Origin of the sequence: Collimonas sp. PA-H2, assembly GCF_002564105.1 — a bacterium.
GTDB lineage: Bacteria > Pseudomonadota > Gammaproteobacteria > Burkholderiales > Burkholderiaceae_D > Collimonas.
In genome coordinates, this window is sequence record NZ_PDBX01000001.1 from 4,224,004 (window position 1) to 4,243,449 (window position 19,446).

At 62.3% G+C, this 19,446-nt stretch carries 16 protein-coding genes; 10 read left to right on the forward strand and 6 right to left on the reverse strand.

The window, feature by feature from the left end; all coding sequences use genetic code 11:
- Nucleotide 1: 1 nt before the first annotated feature.
- Nucleotides 2–1,324 (reverse strand): O-acetylhomoserine aminocarboxypropyltransferase, encoded by a 1,323-nt coding sequence (locus BCF11_RS19415; protein WP_098496201.1) that lies wholly within the window; start codon nucleotides 1,322–1,324, stop codon nucleotides 2–4.
- 258 nt (nucleotides 1,325–1,582) lie between these two features.
- Here BCF11_RS19415 and BCF11_RS19420 point away from each other — a divergent pair, with 258 nt between their 5' ends.
- From BCF11_RS19420 to rmuC, 9 genes are all read left to right on the forward strand, one after another.
- A complete protein-coding gene (locus BCF11_RS19420) occupies nucleotides 1,583–2,029 on the forward strand; it encodes a CBS domain-containing protein (RefSeq protein ID WP_098496202.1) in 447 nt (148 codons plus the stop codon).
- A 155-nt stretch (nucleotides 2,030–2,184) separates the two neighbouring features.
- On the forward strand, nucleotides 2,185–2,604 hold the full coding sequence (locus BCF11_RS19425; protein ID WP_098496203.1) for a TM2 domain-containing protein: 420 nt from the start codon (nucleotides 2,185–2,187) through the stop codon (nucleotides 2,602–2,604).
- A 140-nt stretch (nucleotides 2,605–2,744) separates the two neighbouring features.
- Nucleotides 2,745–4,631, forward strand: a complete 1,887-nt coding sequence (locus BCF11_RS19430; protein ID WP_098496204.1) for an MFS transporter — start codon at nucleotides 2,745–2,747, stop codon at nucleotides 4,629–4,631.
- A 28-nt stretch (nucleotides 4,632–4,659) separates the two neighbouring features.
- Nucleotides 4,660–5,754 carry a nucleoside hydrolase gene (locus BCF11_RS19435; RefSeq protein WP_098496205.1) on the forward strand — a complete coding sequence of 365 codons (1,095 nt, stop codon included), beginning with the start codon at nucleotides 4,660–4,662 and terminating at the stop codon, nucleotides 5,752–5,754.
- A gap of 135 nt (nucleotides 5,755–5,889) precedes the next feature.
- Nucleotides 5,890–6,981: a chorismate synthase gene (gene aroC, locus BCF11_RS19440; RefSeq protein WP_098496206.1), complete on the forward strand. Its 1,092-nt coding sequence runs from the start codon at nucleotides 5,890–5,892 to the stop codon at nucleotides 6,979–6,981.
- Between the two features lie 280 nt (nucleotides 6,982–7,261).
- Complete coding sequence (locus BCF11_RS19445; protein WP_098496207.1) at nucleotides 7,262–7,846, forward strand: DUF4126 domain-containing protein; 585 nt, start codon at nucleotides 7,262–7,264, stop codon at nucleotides 7,844–7,846.
- Nucleotides 7,847–7,866: 20 nt separating this feature from the next.
- Nucleotides 7,867–10,359, forward strand: coding sequence for an ABC transporter permease (locus tag BCF11_RS19450; RefSeq protein ID WP_233212546.1), 2,493 nt, complete (start codon nucleotides 7,867–7,869; stop codon nucleotides 10,357–10,359).
- 234 nt (nucleotides 10,360–10,593) lie between these two features.
- The gene (locus BCF11_RS19455) at nucleotides 10,594–11,031 is read left to right on the forward strand and encodes a group II truncated hemoglobin (RefSeq protein WP_098496208.1); all 438 of its coding nucleotides are present in this window, start codon (nucleotides 10,594–10,596) and stop codon (nucleotides 11,029–11,031) included.
- A 32-nt stretch (nucleotides 11,032–11,063) separates the two neighbouring features.
- Nucleotides 11,064–12,527: a DNA recombination protein RmuC gene (rmuC, locus tag BCF11_RS19460; RefSeq protein WP_098496209.1), complete on the forward strand. Its 1,464-nt coding sequence runs from the start codon at nucleotides 11,064–11,066 to the stop codon at nucleotides 12,525–12,527.
- 24 nt (nucleotides 12,528–12,551) lie between these two features.
- On the opposite strand, the gene BCF11_RS19465 is transcribed toward rmuC, so the two are convergent.
- The 5 genes from BCF11_RS19465 to BCF11_RS19485 are packed head-to-tail and all read right to left on the reverse strand — an operon-like array spanning nucleotide 12,552 to nucleotide 18,790.
- Nucleotides 12,552–13,358 carry an ATP-binding cassette domain-containing protein gene (locus BCF11_RS19465; protein WP_098496210.1) on the reverse strand — a complete coding sequence of 269 codons (807 nt, stop codon included), beginning with the start codon at nucleotides 13,356–13,358 and terminating at the stop codon, nucleotides 12,552–12,554.
- A gap of 30 nt (nucleotides 13,359–13,388) precedes the next feature.
- Complete coding sequence (locus BCF11_RS19470) at nucleotides 13,389–14,498, reverse strand: iron ABC transporter permease (protein ID WP_098496211.1); 1,110 nt, start codon at nucleotides 14,496–14,498, stop codon at nucleotides 13,389–13,391.
- Nucleotides 14,499–14,504: 6 nt separating this feature from the next.
- Nucleotides 14,505–15,374: a hemin ABC transporter substrate-binding protein gene (locus BCF11_RS19475; protein WP_369827863.1), complete on the reverse strand. Its 870-nt coding sequence runs from the start codon at nucleotides 15,372–15,374 to the stop codon at nucleotides 14,505–14,507.
- 26 nt (nucleotides 15,375–15,400) lie between these two features.
- Nucleotides 15,401–16,501 (reverse strand): hemin-degrading factor, encoded by a 1,101-nt coding sequence (locus tag BCF11_RS19480; RefSeq protein WP_098496213.1) that lies wholly within the window; start codon nucleotides 16,499–16,501, stop codon nucleotides 15,401–15,403.
- A gap of 27 nt (nucleotides 16,502–16,528) precedes the next feature.
- On the reverse strand, nucleotides 16,529–18,790 hold the full coding sequence (locus BCF11_RS19485) for a TonB-dependent hemoglobin/transferrin/lactoferrin family receptor (protein WP_369827790.1): 2,262 nt from the start codon (nucleotides 18,788–18,790) through the stop codon (nucleotides 16,529–16,531).
- A 369-nt stretch (nucleotides 18,791–19,159) separates the two neighbouring features.
- Here BCF11_RS19485 and BCF11_RS19490 point away from each other — a divergent pair, with 369 nt between their 5' ends.
- Nucleotides 19,160–19,423, forward strand: a complete 264-nt coding sequence (locus BCF11_RS19490; RefSeq protein ID WP_098496214.1) for a hypothetical protein — start codon at nucleotides 19,160–19,162, stop codon at nucleotides 19,421–19,423.
- The last annotated feature ends 23 nt before the right edge of the window (nucleotides 19,424–19,446 follow it).

The window sequence follows — 19,446 nt, forward strand, 5'->3', positions numbered from 1 at the left end:
CTTATTTCTCCTTGCGCTCAGCGCGTTGCGACATCTTCAGGCCGAAGGCCAGGTCCTCGATCAGGTCCTCGACATTTTCCAGCCCGATCGACAGGCGCAAGGTGCCTTCGCTGATGCCGGCGGCGGCCAGCTGCTCGCTGGGCACCCGGAAATGGGTGGTCGAAGCCGGATGGATCACCAGCGATTTGGCGTCGCCGACATTGGCCAGGTGCGAAAAAATCTTGAGGGATTCGACCATGCGGCGGCCGGCCGCGCGGTCGCCCTTCAGGTTGAACGAGAATACAGCGCCGCAACCCTTGGGCAGCAGCGTCTTGCTGAGTTCGTGGCCGGGATGCGAAGGCAGTTCCGGATAGGCGACAGACTCCACCGCCGCATGCGCCGCCAGGAATTCCACCACCTTGCGCGTATTGGCGACATGCTTTTCCATGCGCAGTCCCAGCGTTTCTATGCCTTGCAGGATGGCGAAGGCATTGTGCGGACTCATCACGGCGCCGAAATCGCGCAGGCCCTCGCGCCGCGCGCGCAGCGAAAACGGCGCGACCGTCGATTCTTCCGAAAACACCATGCCGTGGAAGCCTTCGTACGGTTCGCACAATTCGCCGAAGCGGCCGGTTTTTTCATAGGCTTGCTGCCAGTCGAATGTGCCGCCATCCACCAGCAGGCCGCCGACCGCGGTACCGTGGCCGCACAGGAACTTGGTGGCCGAGTGGAACACCAGATCGGCGCCATGGTCGAACGGCCGCAACAGGTAAGGGGTGGTAAACGTCGCATCCACCATCAGCGGCAGGTAATGCTCATGCGCCAGCGCGGCGATGCGCGGAATGTCTAGCACGTCCAGTCCCGGATTACCCAGGGTTTCGCCGAACAGCACCTTGGTGTTGGGCTGGATTGCCGCACGCCAGGCATCGATATCGCTGGGGTCGACAAAGGTGGTCTCGATGCCGAAGCGCTTCATGGTGTAGGACAGCAGGTTGTGCGAACCGCCATACAGCGCGCGCGACGCCACCACATGCGAACCGGCGCCGGCGATGGTGGCCAGGCCCAGGTGCATCGCGGCCTGGCCGCTGGCCACCGCAATCCCGGCGACGCCGCCTTCCAGCGCCGCGATGCGCTCTTCCAGCACGGCGTTGGTGGGATTGGAAATGCGCGAATAAACGTGGCCGGCGCGTTCCATGTTGAACAGTGACGCGGCGTGATCTGAATCCTTGAAAACAAAGGCCGAAGTCAGGTAGATCGGCGTGGCGCGCGCGCCGGTCGCAGGGTCCGGAACGCTGCCGGCATGCAGCGACATGGTGTCGAAGCCGGGATAATGGGGGCTGCTCATGATGTAGGAGGTCTCCTTCTATTTTTGATATATAGGGGCGGATGCTGCGCTGCGCGGTAGATTTTTGCTCTGGCTTACGCTACATTCTGCATACAAGCATAAGGGTAACTCTAAAAACCTACTGCGCGGCGCAATCTCTGGTCTGCGATGCTCACTGTACTGATTGATAAAGTACAGTTCTGCTTCTCGATCAGACCTTGAGCCGCTCGTGATGGTTTTAATAGCCGCCCGCAACCATAGCAAAGGCAGGATGGCACCATGAAAGTATCTGAAATTCTCAAAGTCAAAGGCAATATCCTTTACACCGTGACGCCGGAAACGCCGCTGATCGATGCTGTCAACACGATGGCGGAAAAGGATATCGGTTCGCTGGTGGTGATGGAGTTCGGTACGCTGGTCGGCATGCTGACTTTCCGCGAAGTGCTCAATGCGATTCACCAGAACGGCGGCGCGGTAGGCAGCAACACGGTGCGCAAGCACATGGACGACAGCCCGATCACCGTGACGCCGGATACTGAAGTCAATGAAGTGCGCCGTATCATGCTGGAGCGCCATGCGCGCTATGTACCGATCATGGATGCCCGCACCTTGCTGGGTGTGATGTCGTTCTATGACGTGGCGAAAGCCGTGCTGGACGCCCAGGGTTTTGAAAACAAGATGCTGAAAGCCTATATCCGCGACTGGCCGGCGGCTAGCGAAGAGTAGGAATTATCCGATTAATGAAGAGCCGTTTGCGGCAGCAAGATGCCGCAAACGGTTTTTTTTGTTGGTTCCTGGTGCAAAATAGCGGGTTGGCGGCCACGGCTGCGGTCGCGGCCGGTCGAAGCAATGCATTTTTATCGATTTGAAAGAGTTTATTCATGAATAATATCCGTCCGGACGGCTCCGTGATCGATACCCATAGCAAAGTGCTGGGCTATCTGCTGTGGATTTTCGGCTTTACCGGCGCCCACCGTTTTTATTACGGCAAGCCGGTTACCGGCACCATCTGGTTCTTTACGCTCGGCCTGCTGGGTATCGGCTGGCTGATCGACGTTTTCCTGATCCCGAGCATGAATCGCCAGGCCGACCTGCGCTTTACCGCCGGCGCCATCGATTACAGCGTGGCCTGGCTGCTGCTGACCTTCCTCGGTTTTTTCGGCGTGCACCGCATGTACCAGGGCAAGTGGCTCACCGGCATCCTCTATTTGTTTACCGGCGGACTGTTCTTGCTGGGCGTGCTGTACGATTTCTGGACTTTGAACGAGCAGATATCGATGAAGAATGCGCAGCGCGGATAAAGCAGGTTTGAACGACTACACAAGGATTGACGCCAGGGCGTCAGGAGTGCTGCTCGCTGCCATCGTATCTGGCGCCACTCCTGTAAAACAATCGACTATCCACCACTGCCACACTGCGCAGCTTTTTCCCTAGCCTACCTATGTCCAAATCCAGTCAATTTTCCTTGTTGCGCCAGCGCCGGTTCGCACCGTTCTTCTGGACCCAGTTCTTTGGCGCTTTCAACGATAACGTCTTCAAGACCGCCTTGCTGACGATCCTGACCTACGAGGCGATCAGCTGGACCAGCATGGACGTCAATGTGCTGAATAACCTGATTCCGGGTTTGTTCATCCTGCCCTTCGTGGTGTTTTCGGCGACTGCCGGCCAGCTGGCGGACAAGTTCGAAAAATCCGGCCTGGCGCGCTACGTCAAGGTGCTGGAAATTGTCATCATGTCGGTCGCAGCGGTCGGCTGGATGACGCATACCCTGTGGCTGCTGATCCTGGCGGTGGTGGGCATGGGCGTGCATTCCACCATTTTCGGACCGGTCAAGTATGCCTACCTGCCGCAGCAGCTGCGCCCGAACGAGCTGGTGGGCGGCAACGGCATCATCGAAATGGGCACCTTCGTCGGCATCCTGCTGGGCGAGGTGCTGGGCGCGGTGCTGGTGGTCCACAAGCCTTGGGGTATCGAGCTGGTCGCCGGCGGCACGGTCGCCATCGCGATCCTCGGCTGGCTGTTCAGCCGCCGCATTCCGCTGACCCCGGCCGCCGAGCCGGGGCTGAAGATCAACTGGAACCCGATCACCGAAACCATGCGCAACCTGAGCTTCTCGCGCAAGAACCGTCCGGTGTTCCTGGCCATGCTGGCCAACTCGTGGTTCTGGTTCTACGGCGCCATCATCCTGGCGCAATTTCCCCTGTACGCGAAAAACTACCTGCATGGCGACCATAGCGTCTTTGTGCTGCTGCTGACCGTGTTCTCGCTCGGCGTCGGCGCTGGCTCCCTGCTGTGCGAACGCCTGTCCGGCCACAAGGTGGAAATCGGCCTGGTGCCGTTCGGCGCGATCGGTCTGTCGGTGTTCGGCCTCGACCTGTTCCTGGCCAGCCTGAGCTACACCAACACTGCCGCGGTGGACATGGGCAGCTTCGTGCAGCAGCACGGCAGCTGGCGCATCCTGTTTGATTGCGTGATGATCGGCCTGTTCGGCGGCTTGTACATCGTGCCGCTGTTCGCTGTGATCCAGACCCGCTGCGACCGCCAGCACCTGTCGCGCACGATCGCCGGCATGAACATCATGAACGCCTTGTTCATGGTAGTGGCGGCGCTGGTGGCGCTGACCTTGCTGAGCATGGGCTTCACCATTCCGCAGATTTTCCTGGTGACGGCGATCCTGAACGCGCTGGTGGCGCTCTACATCTTCACCGTGGTGCCGGAATATCTGGTGCGCTTCGTCGCCTGGATCCTGATCCACACCATCCACCGCGTCACCACCTTCAACCGCGACCGCATCCCGGACGAGGGTGCGGCGGTGCTGGTGTGCAACCACGTCAGCTATGTCGATGCGATCGTGATCATGGCGGCCAGCCCGCGGCCGATCCGCTTTGTCATGGATCACCGTATCTTCAAGGTGCCGGTGCTGGCCTGGGTGTTCAAGACAGCCAAGGCGATCCCGATTGCGCCGGCCAAGGAAAATCCTGAATTGATGGAGCGCGCTTTCGACCAGATCGCGGCGGCGCTGGCGGACGGCGACCTGGTCTGCATTTTCCCGGAAGGCAAACTGACCAGTACCGGTGAAATGAACGAATTCCGCGGCGGCATCAAGAAAATCGTCGACCGCAGCCCGGTGCCGGTGATTCCGATGGCGCTACGCGGCCTGTGGGGCAGCATGTGGACCCGCAGCGGCGGCAATCCGTTCCAGCGTTCCTTCAAGCGCGGCCCGCTGTCGGCGCTGCAGCTGGCGGTGGGCGAGGCGGTAGCGGCTGCCCAGGCAACGCCGGAATACCTGCAGCAGCAGGTGCAGGCTTTACGCGGCGAGTGGAAATAACCGCGCAGACAGAAAAGGAATTAGAGTAATGGCGAAACTGAAAAATACCCTGTTGGACGATGCCGTAGCGGTGCATGCCGCACGCCGTCGCTTCCTGACCAGCGGCGGCAAGCTGCTGGCCGGAAGCCTTTTACTGAATACCCTGACTATGCAAACCACGCTAGCCGCCGGCGCTGTAGCCAGCCCGGTTCCCCTGATCATTGACACCGATCCCGGCGCCGACGATGTCATCGCCATACTGCTGGCCTTGTCCGCGCGCGACCGCCTGGATGTCAAGGCGCTCACCACGGTGGCCGGCAATGTCCAGCTGCGCTACACCGCGCGCAATGCGCGCATGGTGCGCGAATGGGCCAACCGCCCGGACGTGCCGGTGTATGCCGGCTGCTCGCGGCCGATGCTGCGCGCGCCGATCTATGCCGCCGAGGTGCATGGCGCCGAAGGCGTCACCGGCGTCAAGATCTTTGAACCGAAACAGCCGCTGGCCAAAGGCTCGGCGGTGCGATACCTGGTCGAGACGCTGCTGGCGGCGCCGCCAACGAGCCTCACGATCGTGACCCTGGGCCCGCAAACCAACCTGGCCATGGCGCTGATCGAACATCCCGAGATCCGCCAGGGCATCAAGGAAATCATCATGATGGGCGGCGCCCATTTCAACGGCGGCAATATCACGCCGGCGGCGGAGTTTAACGTGTTCGCCGATCCGCATGCGGCTGACGTGGTGTTCAAGAGCGGTTTGCCGCTCACCGTCATTCCCCTGGATGTGACGCACAAGATGCTGACCAGCCCGGAACGCATAGAACGGCTGCGCAAGATCGGCAACAACGCCGGCAAGATTGCCGCCGACATCCTCGACGCCTATGTCGAACATGACATCAGGCAATACGGCTTGCCGGGCGGCCCGGTGCATGACGCCACCACCATCGGCTACCTGCTCAAGCCGGACATGTTCAAGGGCCGCATGGTGAATGTCGAGGTCGATACCCGCGAAGGGCCGACCTTCGGCGCCACCGTGGTCGATTACTACCACGCGACCAAGAAGCCGGAGAATGCGCGCTGGATCACCGAAGGCGATACCCAGGGTTTTTTCGACCTGCTGACTGCGCAGCTGGCAAAATTGCCGTAGATTTGCCGTAGATGGGCAGCTGTGGCTGACCTGCAATCAAGGTGTTGAAAAGATAATGATTTTGCCGGCCGGGTAGCCCCTGAGGGGTGGCGCTGGTAAAATCATGCTTTTCAGCCCCTTTTTCTCTGGATTATCATGCCCGGCAATACCTTCGGCAGTCTGTTTAGCGTCACCAACTTCGGCGAATCCCACGGCCCGGCCATCGGCTGCGTGGTGGACGGCTGCCCGCCGGGCATGGAATTGTCGGAAGCCGATATCCAGCCCGATCTGGACCGCCGCAAGCCGGGCACCTCGCGCCACGTTACCCAGCGCCAGGAGCCGGACACGGTCGAGATCCTGTCCGGCGTCTACGAAGGCAAGACCACCGGCACTCCGATCATGCTGCTGATCCGCAACCAGGACCAGCGCAGCAAGGATTACGGCAATATCATCGATACCTTCCGTCCCGGCCATGCTGACTTCACCTACTGGCAGAAATACGGGATCCGCGATCCGCGCGGCGGCGGCCGTTCCTCGGCGCGCCTGACGGCGCCTGCCGTGGCAGCGGCGGCGATCGCCAAGAAATGGCTGAAGCAGCAGTACGGCACCACGTTCAAGGGCTGCATGAGCCAGCTGGGCGAGCTGCCGATCGCTTTCGAATCCTGGGAACATGTGCCCAACAATCCGTTTTTTGCCGCCAACAGCAGTCAGATCGAGCAGCTGGAAGCCTATATGGATGCTCTGCGTAAAGATGGCGATTCCTGCGGCGCCCGCATCGATGTAGTGGCGTCCAATGTGCCGGTCGGCCTGGGCGAGCCGCTATACGACAAGCTGGACGCCGAGATCGGCTATGCCATGATGGGCATCAACGCCGTCAAAGGGGTGGAAATCGGCGCCGGCTTTGCCTGCGTGGCGCAAAAGGGTTCGCAGCACGGCGATGAAATCACCCGCCACGGCTTCCTCACCAACAACGCCGGCGGCATCCTGGGCGGCATTTCCAGCGGCCAGGACATCACCGTGTCGATCGCCATCAAGCCGACTTCCAGCATCCGCACGCCCAAGCAATCGATCGACAAACAGGGCAATCCGGCCACGGTCGAGACTTTCGGCCGCCACGATCCTTGCGTCGGCATCCGCGCCACGCCGATTGCCGAAGCCATGCTGGCGCTGGTCTTGATGGACCACGCTTTGCGCCATCGCGCCCAGTGCGGCGATGTGCAGGTCGAGCGGCTGGTCGATCCGCAGTAATTTCCTCAGTAATTGCTTCCTGCGCCACCGTGATACGGTGGCGTTTTTCCTTTCGCTCCCTCTGTTGATAATCACGCGCCGGCGGCTTCGCCACGCCGTTTGCCGCAGGCGCCAGTGGCGCCGGGACCTCAATCCGTCATCGATTTTGCAATCTCGCTGGCTAATCTTCGGCGGCTGGCGTAGGTTTACGTTACGCTTGTTTAAATTGTGCGTCGTATAGAATGAAGATGCACGCCAGGCATGCCTGAAACCGACCCATCCGGAGAGAGAAGGGGACATCATGATCGATACACTTTCCAGTGCCGCCCTGGCTGGCGGCCTGTCCTGGGCCAGCGGCATCCGCCTCTACATGGCGCTGTTCGTCGCCGGCTGGTTCGGCCGCGCCGGTTGGATCGACCTGCCGCAGGCGCTGCAGGTGCTGGAATCGCCTTGGGTCATCGGCGTGACCGGCCTGCTGACCGCGATCGAGTTTCTGGTGGACAAAATTCCCGGCCTGGATTCGGTGTGGGACGCCATCCATACCTTTATCCGGATCCCGGCCGGCGCCATCCTGGCTGTGGCGGCCATGGGCCACATGGATCCTGCCTGGACCACGGTGGCGGCGCTGGTGGGCGGCACCTTCGCCCTGGGCGCACATGCTACCAAGGCCGGCAGCCGCGCCATGATCAATACCTCGCCAGAGCCGCTGAGCAACTGGACCGCCTCGTTTTCCGAGGATGCGACGGTGCTTGGCGGCCTGTGGGCGGCGTTTTTCCATCCCTGGCTGCTGTTTGCCTTCCTGTTCCTGTTTTTTCTGTTTGCGATCTGGCTGGTGCCTAAACTTTGGCGCGGTATCCGCTGGGTCTTCCAAAGGCTTGCCACATGATTTTTTTGCAGTCTCTACGCATGACCCAGCGCGATTGGCGCGCCGGCGAATTACGCTTCTTGCTGATAGCCCTGATTGTTGCAGTCGCCTCTTTGTCCGCGGTCGGCTTCTTTGTCGACCGCATGCGCGCCGGCCTCAGCCGCGATGCGCACCAGCTGCTGGGGGCGGACCTGCTGATTTCCGCCGACCAGCACATCAATCCCGCCTGGCGCAGTGAAGCCGAGCGCCGTCACCTGACCCTTGCCGATACCGTGGTTTTCCCTAGCATGGCGTTGGCCGGCGAGGGCGACAGCGCCCGCTCGCAGCTGGCTTCGCTCAAGGCTGTCAGTACAGGCTATCCATTGCGCGGCCGCCTGGTGGTAGCCGATGCCGCCGACGCCGCTGGTCAGGCCACGCGCCAGACGCCGGCCGCCGGCACGGTCTGGCTGGACCCCAACATGCTGACGGCCTTGAACCTGAAGGTCGGCGATCCGCTCAAGCTGGGCGACCGCAACTTCACCATCGCCAAGGTGCTGGTGGTCGAACCCGACCGCGGCAGCGGCTTCATCAATTTTGCGCCGCGCGTGATGTTGTCCATGGCCGACCTGGCCTCGACCAACCTGGTGCAGGATGGCTCGCGCGTCACCTATCGCCTGTTGCTGGCGGGGACAGGCGCAGAGGCGGGGCAACAGGTGCAGGATTTCCAGAAGTGGGTGGAAAGCGATATCAGCCGCGAGAACGTCAAGGGCGTGCGCATCGAGGGCCTGGAAAACGGCCGCCCGGAAATGCGCGCCACCCTCGACCGCGGCGAGCAGTTCCTGTCGCTGGTGGGCTTGCTGTCGGCGCTGCTGGCAGCGGTGGCGGTGGCGATGGCGGCGCGCCGTTTCATGCTGCGCCATCTGGATGCCTGCGCCATGCTGCGCTGTCTCGGCATGACACAGAACCAGGTGACCCAGCTGTATCTGCTGGAATTCCTGCTGATCGGCCTGGCCGGCAGCGTGATCGGCGTGCTGCTGGGCTTCGGCGCCCATTTCATGCTGCTCGAACTGCTCGGTAAATTCATCTCCAGCGACTTGCCCAGCGCCAGCGTGATCCCGGCTGTGCAAGGCCTGGTCACCGGCCTGCTGCTGCTGATCGGCTTCGCCTTGCCGCCGATTCTTCAATTGCGCAATGTGCCGCACAACCGCGTGATCCGGCGCGAGCAGGATGCGCCGCAGGCGCTGGTGCTGGCCACTTACGGCCTCGGCACGCTGACCTTTATCGGCTTGCTGCTGTGGCAGGCCGGCGATCTCAAGTTGGGTTTGCTGACCGCGCTTGGGTTCCTGGGTGGTTTCGGCCTGTTCGCCTTGCTCGGCTGGCTGGCGCTCAAGGGTTCGCGCCATATCCGCGGCTTGTCGCGTCATCCCAGCTGGCGCTTTGCCCTGACCGCGCTGCAGCGGCGGCCGGTGGCGACCGTGGTGCAGATCGTCGCCTTGTCGCTGGGTTTGATGGCGCTGCTGCTGCTGACCGTGATCCGCGGCGACCTGATCGGCGCCTGGCAGCAGGCTACGCCGGCTGACGCACCTAATCGCTTTGTGATCAATATCCAGGACGACCAGCGCGCAGAAATCAGCCAGCGCCTGCAGGGAATCGGTATCGCGCGGCCGGAACTGTTTCCAATGATCCGCGGCCGCCTGACCCAGGTCAACGGCAAGCCGATCACCGCCGACACCTATCCTGACGACAAAGCCAAGCGCCTGGTCGACCGCGAATTCAACCTGTCCACCATGCAGCAAGTGCCGCCGCAGAACACGGTCACGGCCGGCCAATGGTTCGACGACAGCCGGCCCGCCGCCTCGGTCGAGGAAGGGCTGGCCAAGACCCTCAAGCTGAAGCTGGGCGACCAGCTGCAGTTCGATATCGCCGGCCAGCTGGTGAGCGCGCCGGTGACCAGCATCCGCAAGCTGGAATGGGGTTCGATGCGGGTGAATTTCTTCGTCATCCTCAATCCCCGGCTGATGCACGACATGCCGCAAACCTGGATCACCGCCTTCAACCTGGCGGATGCGCATACCGGCTTCGGCAACCAGCTGACGCGCGATTTCCCGAACCTGACGATGGTCGATATCGGCAGCGTCATTCGGCAGATCCAGGGCGTGATCAACCAGGTGGTGGCGGCGGTCGAATTCCTGTTCCTGTTCACGCTGGCGTCCGGCGCGCTGGTGCTGTACGCGGCGCTGGTCGGCTCGCAGGATGAACGCACCCGAGAGGCGGGGCTGTTGCGGGCGCTGGGAGCGACCCGCAAGCAGTTGTCGCAATCGCAATGGATAGAGTTCGCCCTGATCGGCAGCCTGGCCGGCTTCCTGGCGGCCAGCGGCGCCGCCGCCATCGGCTGGGCGCTGGCGCAGTATGTGTTCAGCTTCACCTGGACCTTCAGCCCGCTGGTATGGCTGGCGGGAATGGCGGTCGGCGCCGGCTGCACCTTTGCCGGCGGCTGGGTGGGCCTGCGCCATGTGTTGCGTCAGCCGCCGCTGCAAACGCTGCGCGAGGCCTGAAGCAGCACTGCGTCCCGGCATTTCGGGAATAATACTAGTGCCCTGAGCCAGAAGTTCGTTGAAGAAAAGTGATGAAATCGGCACCATGCGTCGTTGCAAATACTCGCAAGGGACCACACCCTTGCTCCGTTTTGTGCGGGGCGGCCATCCGCCTAGCCTGGTACCGATTTCATCACTTTTCTTATTCAACGAACTTCTGACCCAGGGCACTCGCTTACGCTATCATTATCCCCCATGACTACAGACACCACTGCCACCACCCAAGCGCCTGAGGAGCAATCCCAGGCCAGCATCTACGACCTGATCGGCGGCGCCGGCAAGCTGCGCGAACTGGTCGACCGCTTTTACGACCTGATGGACCTGGAGCCGCAGTTCGCCGTGATCCGGGCCCTGCATCCGACCACCCTCGACGGCTCGCGCGACAAGTTCTACTGGTTCCTGTCCGGCTGGAGCGGCGGCCCAGATTTGTATATAGAACAATTCGGCCATCCGCGCCTGCGCGCCCGCCACTTGCCTTACGCCATTGCCTCGCCCGAGCGCGACCAGTGGCTGCGCTGCATGGCGCTGGCGATGCAGGATGTCGGCATGGATGAATGGCTGCAAGAACGCCTGCTGACATCCTTCTTCCAGACCGCCGACTGGATGCGCAACAAGCCCGATACTCCACAATAACTGTTCGTTTCAAACTAGATTAGATAGCCCACATGCCATCATCAGAATTACTCGTCTTGCTTGCTGTCGCTGCCATCATCATCGTGCTGCAGATCGTTGCCATCCTGCGCAGCGCGCGCGGCGCCGATCCGGCGCAGCTGCAGAACGATCTGCAACGCCATCAGCAAGATCAGCAAGATCGTGGCGAACGCCAGCAGCGCGACCTGCGCGGCGAAGTGCAGACCAGCGCGCAAAACATGCGGCAGGAAATCGGCAGCAATTTCGGCCAGCTGCAGCAAACGCTGGCGGCGCAGATGACCAGCGTCGCCACCTTGCAGAACAACCAGATCGACACCTTCGCCCAGCAGTTGGTCAAGCTTACCGAAACCAACGCCCAGCAGCTCGACGGCATGCGGCTGGCGATGAACCAGCAGGCCCAGACCAGCCGTGAAGAACAGGCGCAGTCGCTCCAGCGCTTCGGCGATACGCTTAACCAGGCGCTGGCGGCGCTGACTGAATCGAATGCGCAACGGATGGCGGAAGTGCGCGCCACGCTGGAAGCCAGGATCAAGGACCTGCAAACCGACAACGGCTTGCGGCTGGAAGAAATGCGCAAGACTGTCGATGAGAAATTGCATGCGACGCTGGAACAGCGCCTGGGCGAATCGTTCAAGATCGTCTCCGACCGCCTGGAGAAGGTCCATCAAGGCCTGGGCGAAATGCAGCAGCTGGCGATCGGCGTCGGCGATCTCAAGCGCGTGCTGACCAATGTCAAGACGCGCGGCACCTGGGGCGAAGTGCAGCTGGAAATGCTGCTGGAACAGGTGCTGACGCCGGAGCAGTACGCCAAGAATGTGGAAACCGTTCCCGGCAGCGGCGAGCGGGTCGAGTTCGCCATCAAGCTGCCGGGCAATGACGACGGCGGCACGCCGGTATGGATGCCGATCGACGCCAAGTTCCCGAAAGAGCAATACGAAAGGCTGGCGGATGCGGCCGACCGTGCCGATGCCGAGGGCGTGGCGCTGGCTTCCAAGGAGCTGGAGCGCGCTGTGCGCCTTGAGGCCAAGACCATCGCCGAGAAATACCTGTCGCCGCCGCTGACCACCGATTTCGCCATCCTGTTCCTGCCGACCGAAGGCCTGTACGCCGAAGTCATGCGCCGCCCCGGCCTCGCCGACGAATTGCAGCGCGTGCACCGCATCAGCATCGCCGGACCGTCGACCTTGTCGGCGCTGCTGAACAGCCTGCAGATGGGTTTCCGCACGCTGGCGCTGGAAAAGCGTTCCTCGGAAGTATGGCAGGTGCTGGGCGCAGTCAAGACCGAGTTCGGCAAGTTCGGCGACGTGCTGGCCGCCACCAAGCTGACGCTGGAACGCGCTGCGAAGAACATCGACCAGGCCGAAGTGCGCAGCCGCCAGATGGCACGCAAGCTGAAATCGGTGGAGGCCTTGCCGAGCGAAGCGGCGCAGCGGCTGTTGGGGAAAGAGCCGGACCTGTTAGCTGACGACGAAAACTGAGATCGGAACTCAGATTCCTGAGATTTAAGCCGGCATCGCAAACGGCGGCTTGCCGGCCTGCTGCACTACTTCCACCTCAATCCCGAGACAAGTCCTGACGATATGCGGCGTCATGGTCAGCGCCGGCGTATCCTGCACCAGCAAGGCGCCGTCCGCCAGCCAGGCCAACTGGTCGGCATAGCGCGCCGCCAGGTTGGGGTCATGCATGATCGCCAGCACGCCGATATTCCATTCCTTGGCCAGTTGCCGCAGGGTGCGCAGGAGATGATGCTGGTGCGCCAGATCGAGCGCGGCGGTTGGTTCGTCCAGCAAGAGATAGCGCGCGGCTGGCGTTTCGCCGCCGTTGGCCGGCGGCCGCAGCTGCGCCAGCACACGGGCGAACTGTACCCGCGCCAGTTCGCCGCCGGAAAGAGTGGTGACGTCGCGGTCCGCCAGGGCGGCGGCGCCGGCCAGCGCCAGGGCTTCCATCGCAATCAGACGATCATTCATGCTACCGCCATGCGGATAGCGGCCCAGCAAGGCGATTTCCATCGCTGTGAAGGGGAAGGAGAACTGCACGCTTTGCGGCAGCACTGCGCGGATCTGCGCCAGCTGCTGCGAGTTCATTTGATCGAGGGCGATATGGTTTATCGATATCTGTCCGTTCAAGCGGGCGTCGCCGCTTTGCAGCCCGCCGTGGAATTCTCCCGACATGGCTTTCAGCAGGCTGCTTTTGCCGGCGCCGTTACGGCCCAGCAAAGCCACGATCTGACCTGGCTGAATGCTCAGGTTCAGGTTGCGCAGGATGGTTTTGTCGCCGCGCTGCAGAGAAAGGTTGATGGCCGCTAGCATGATGGTTTTCCAGAAAATTTTAGGATGACGCTACAAGCCGAGCTGTGCGCGGCGGCGCCATAGCAGCACGATGAAGAACGGTCCGCCCAGCAGCGCAGTGAGTATGCCCAAGGGCAGTTCCGCCGGCGCCGCCATGGTGCGCGCCGCCAGGTCGGCCAGCAAAGTCAGCAGCGCGCCGAACAGCATGGCGCCGGGCAGCACCACGCGCTGGTCCGGGCCGCAGGCGAGGCGGATGCAGTGCGGCGCCACCAGGCCGATGAAGCCGATGGTGCCGGTGCAAGCCACCAGGCCGCCGACGCACAGCGAACTGACGATCAGCACCTGGCGCTTGATGCGCTGCACCGGCACGCCCAGGTGCTGGGCTTCGGCTTCACCCAGCAGCATGGCATTCAAGGCCGCCGAGTGGCGCGCCATCGCCGCTACACATAGCACGACCATTGGTGTCGCCACCGCCAGCAAGGACCAGTGCGCGCTGGCCAGGCTGCCGAGATTCCAGAAGGTCAGGGTGCGCAGCTGGGCGTCGCCGGCGATAAAGCTGAGTACGCCGATGCCAGCCATCGAGATAGCATTGAAGGCGATCCCCGCCAGCAGCAGGATGGGCAGCGCCAGACGGCCTTTGGCGGCGCCGATCCGATAGACCAGCAGCGCTACCGCCAGGGCGCCGGCAAAGGCCGCCAGCATGGGCGCATAGATGCCGACCACGCTTAACGCTGTCGGCCACAGCGCGCCGCCGAGCACAATGATAGTGGCGGCGCCCAGGGCGGCGCCGCTGGAGACGCCGATCAGGCCGGGATCGGCCAGGGGATTGCGGAACAAGGCTTGCAGCGCGCTGCCGGCGGCGCCGAAGCCGCAGCCTACCAGCACCGCCAGCATCACCCGCGGCATGCGGATATCCAGCAGCACGGCGCGCGCCTGCGCTTCCGCCGCTGAGAGTTCGGCGTCTGACCACAACAGCCGCGGCACCTGCCATGGATCGATGCGATAGGCGCCCAGTCCCGCGCACACCGCCATGACCACCAGCAGCAGTAATGCCAGAATAGCCAGGACCGTGCGCTGGCGCGACTGGCGCGCGATTGCCAGCGGCGAAATTGCAACGGTGGGCGTTAATGTGTGAGCGGCGGCGGAGTAAGAAGACGACATAATGAATCAGGTAGTCAGTTGAGCGGCAAGGCGGCGCAGGGCCGCCGGCAGGCGCGGTCCGAAGCCGAGCAGCAGCAAGGCGTCCATGTCGGCGATTACGCGCTTGTTGCGGGCAGCGGGGGTCAAGGCGAGGCCGGGCATCTTCAGCAACTGCTCGAGACCGCCCATGGAAGCCAAGCCTTCGCTGGTAGTCATCAGGACATCGGGCGCGGCGGCGATGGCGCTTTCGGCGGTCAGCGGCTTATAGCCTTTGAAGCCATCCTTGCCGCCCAGGGCGTTGACGGCGCCGGCATAGCGGATCATGGCGTCGGCGGCGGTCTCGCGGCCGGCCACCATGGCTTGAGTGCCGCTGTTGCTGAGGATGAACAGCACCCGCAATGGCGGTTTTCCTGCCTGTTGCTGGCGCTGGGTTTGAATGTCTGCCATGGCCGCCTGCCAGTCGCTGTCGAAGTTTTTAAGCAGACTGTCGCCGCGCGACGCCAGATCCAGCGCCTTGGCGCTGCCGCTGATCTTGTCGCGCACCGATTGCACATCGTGCTGTTCCGCCAAGGTGACGACACGTACGCCGGCAGCGGCGATCTGCTGCAATGCCGTCGGCGGACCGGCTTCGGACGAAGCCAGCAGCAGGTCTGGGCGCAAGGACAGCACGCCTTCCGCCGACAGCGCGCGCTGGTAGCCCATCTTGGGCAGCGCCAGCGCGGCAGCCGGATAGGTGCTGGTGGTGTCGCTGCCGATCAGCAGGACGCCCGCATCCAGCGCATACACTACTTCGGTGATGGCGCCGCCGGCCACCGCCACTCGGCGCGGCTTGGCGTTGGCGGCGCCGGCCGGCAGCATGGTCAGCAGCATGCCGGCCGCCGCCGTTCCTAGCAGCATGCGCCGCTGTTTATCGACAGGATGCTTCACGCTTGCGCCTCTGCATCGGCTTCGGTTGGCAGCAGCGGCAGGCTCATGGCCGCCGCGCGCCATGCCGGCAGTTCCGGCTGGCCCGGCTTGCGTACGCCGAACAGCATGGCGATGGTGCCGCCGTCGGCGTCGAATAGTTCAAGCGAAGTAACTTCGCCATCGCTGGTGGGTTTGCTGACGACCCAGCTCGAAGCGATCTTGTCTTCGCGCAGATGCAGGTTGAAGCCGGAATCCAGCACGTTCAGCCAAGGCTCCATCGGCTTGATGTTGGAAACCGGGCCGGAATGGATCTGGATCATGCCGCGGTTGCCGACAAACACCATGATCGGCAAGCCGCTGGCCGCTGCCTGGTCGAGGATCAGGCGGACGGCGCCGTTATCTACTTGGCGGACGAATTGCGGCGGCGCCAGGCGCAAGGCCTGGGTGCGGCTGACGCCGAAATCGCGCAGCAGGCCGAAGAACTGGTGGGTGTCGGTCATGTTGCGCCAGGCGGTGTGGAAGCCGTCGCCGTCGATTTCGGCATCATTCTTGTCGATGGCGGCCGGTGGCGCGGGTTCAACCGTGATGCCGGCCAGTTGCTGAGGATCGCGCCAGCGCGCCACCAGCTCATCGAAAGCTGCGTGGTTGCTGTGCTCGCGCAGAAACACCTTATGCACCGCTTCGCCGTGCAGGTCATAGAACTGCAAGCTTTTCTGCAAGCTGGATTCGCTCCCGCGGGTAACCTCTTCGATGACGGCGCAGCCGAAATGCCATTGCTTGTAGAAAATCCGCAGATCGATGGCTTCGCCCAGCGCCAGTCCGACCTGGCCGTTGTGGCTCATCTTTTCATAGACGCCATCCTTTTCATGCACCACGTTGTCGTTGCGGGTAAGCGCCATGACCGCGCCCAGCTGCGGCACTTCTTCAAGAATCTCGATGAAATTCGGCAGCAGCCGGATTGCTTCGGCGCCGACACAGGCAGCCAGCGCTTCGCCTTCGGTAATGCCGATGGCGGCGGCAGCGTCGCGGTTGCGCAGTTTCTGCTCACGCTTGGCGGCGAGGAATTGCGCGCGCAGCTGCTGTGCATCGGACTGAGGATTGCGAGTGGTGGTAAGCATGAGGTTCTCCTCCGGGAAATGGATGGGTTAATACTGGAATTTCAAGCCGACATTGAAGCTGCGGCCGGGTGCGGTGTAGGCATCCTTGACGGTGGAACTGTCTGCCAGCCCGCGCACGTCCGACCAGTTCCAGTACTGGCGGTTGAACAGGTTGTGGATGCCGGCGTATAGCGCCACGTTCTTGCTGATGTTGTAGCCGCCGCGCAGATCCATCACGAACGCCGCCGGCGGCGCGAAATCGGTCTGCTTGCTCATGTCGCTGCGGCGCTTGGCGCTTTGATAAATGACATCTGCCTGGCCGTACCAGACTTCGCTCGGTTCGTAGCGCAGGCCGAGCACCGCCATGAATGGGTTGACGGTGTCGAGCGGCGTGCTGCTGCCGTCGGCGCCTTCGGTGTGGCCCTTGGTGTAGGCCATGCCGGCCTTGACGCCGATGCCGTTGGCGAGCTGCCAGTCGATGCGCGCTTCGGCGCCGCTGATGCGGGCCTTGGCCCGGTTCACATACTGATAGATCAGGGGATCGATGAAGGGGCGGCCGCTGCCGCCGACGATTTCTTGCGAGATGAAGTTGCTATAGCGTCCCGTGAATGCCGCCATGCTGTAGCGCAGGACATTCTCGCCGCCGCTCAGCTTGCCGCGCAGGCCCAGTTCAAAGGTGTCGCTGGTTTCCGGCTTCAGGTCCGGGTTGCCGATGGTGGCGTAGCCGTAGATCGGGTTGCCGAAACTGTTGTTGACCTGGTCCGGCGTCGGCGTGTGGAAGCCGCGCGCGTATTGGATATAGGGCAGCAGGGCAGGGCTGATTTCATACATCAGCGCCAGCCGCGGCGACACCGCATTGCCGCTGGATTTGGTCGGGTTGCCGGTATAAGCCGGATCGTTCTGTTGCGGCGTCAGGCGGTAGCCGTCGAAGCGCAGGCCGGGCGTGATGCTGAGCGCGCCATTCTGCGACAGGCGGATTTCATCCTGGATGAAACTGCCGAACAAAGTGTAGTCGGTGTTGGGGAAAGCCTTGTTCGGGAAGGGCGCTTCGCCGACGCCTGGGATGGTGCCGTCGCGCAGGCCGCTGATGCGTGCCGTGCTGAGGTCGAAACCGTACACCAGCTTGTGCTGCAGGCTACCGCTGGCAAAGCTGCTTTCAGCTTGCGCCGAGCCGCCGACAGTGCGCTCATGGTAGGTGTTGTCGCGGGTGCGGTCCACGGCCGGAAACCGGTCTTCATAGGAAAACTGGTGGTTCTTCGCCTCCTGGAAGTAAAGCTGGGCGTGGGCGTTCTGGAAATAGCGGTTGGCGCTGTCCTTGAAGTCGTAAGCCAGGCTGTAGCGGTTACGCTCCAGCTTGTCGTTGGCGCGCAGCGCCAGGGTGCTTTTGGTGATAGCGGACAGTACATCCGAGTCGGTCTTCTGTTCCTGGTGGCTGATCGCTGCGCTGAAAGTGTCTTGCGCGCTGGCCTTGAACACCAGCTTGCCGAGCAGGGCATCGCCATGGATATTCTGAGGATTGGCGGTATCGCGGTTCGGGCCGTTGATATTGCGCGTGCCCTTGGTATCGACTTCATGACCGTCACGCTTGTTGGCGATCAGCAAGCCTTCAAAGCGTTCGCCGCCGAAAGCCGCCACCGCGGTGGTCGAGGTGCTGCCATCGGTGGAGTCGTAGGTCGGCTTGATCGAGAAGTAAGTCGGCTTGTTGAAGATTTTCAGGAAGTCGGCAGGATCCTTGGTGATGAAATTGACCGCGCCGGTCAGGCCGTCGCTGCCGTACATGGCCGAGGCCGGACCGCGCAGGATTTCCACCCGCTTGTACATGTCCATCTCGACATAGTCGCCGCGGCCGGCTTCCAGCGGCCCGAATGAAAATGAACTGGGCAGGCGGATGCCGTCTTCCATCAGCAAGATGCGGTTGCCTTCCAGGCCACGAATATTGATGCCCTCGTTGCCGCCGCGGCCGCCTGCAGTGGCGGCGGAGGTCGGACGATATGGGCCGTGGCGGACGGTCACGCCGGGTTCGTAGCGCAGCAGGTCCTTGACATCCCTGGGCTGCTGTTCCTCTATGGTGTCGGCGCTGATCACCGAGATGCTGCTGGGCGTCTGCGACACCGCGGTTTCGCTGCGGGTCGCCGTCACCGATATTTCATCGAACTGGTGAGCGGCCGCGTAGTTGCCGGCCAATAATGGCGGCTGCTCCGCAAATGCCGGCGCGGACGCCGCACACGTGGCGAAGATGGCAAAGTGAACGGCCGCAGGCAGCCTACGCAGCTTCGGCGCCGTAAGGCGGTTTGAATATGTATTGGGCAAAACGTCGTACTCCAGAACGATGCAGCATGTTTAGTGGCTGGCATCGCTGGGAGTGCGGCTGGCTGAAAATAGGTGAGAGGTGAGCAAGGTGGCGGAAAGCCCGGTGCACAGATTAATTATAAATGAGAATGATTATTATTTGTATTTTTTCGCTTGGCAAAATATCAGCACGGATTTTTTGGATGGAATCCCATTTGGCGGCAGTTACATCTGGTAGCAACAATGCATTTCCTGAAACAGAGACCCCCCGTGCCCTGACCTATACTATGATCACGGCATGGCTTGTGCGGATGGTGCATTTCCTGCGCATCCGTTCGCCGCCGGCATTCATCGCAGCCTTCCGCCAGGGCTGCTTGCAAGGAGCTTATTATGCGCAAATTCATTTTTCTGGCCGTGGTCACCCTGCTGGCAGGCTGCGCCACGGATGCCGAACGTTCGCTGCAGGCGCAGAAAGACGTCGACCAGATGATGCAAATCTACGGTCCGGCGTGCCAGCGGCTGGGATATAAAGCCGACTCCAACGAATGGCGCAATTGCGTGCTGCGGCTGGACACCAAGAACAATGTCGAACGCTACCCGGTCACGACCACCTGCTTCGGCCATCCGGGCCTGTTCCAATGTAATACCTTCTGACGCTAGCCTGTTTTTATAGCGTT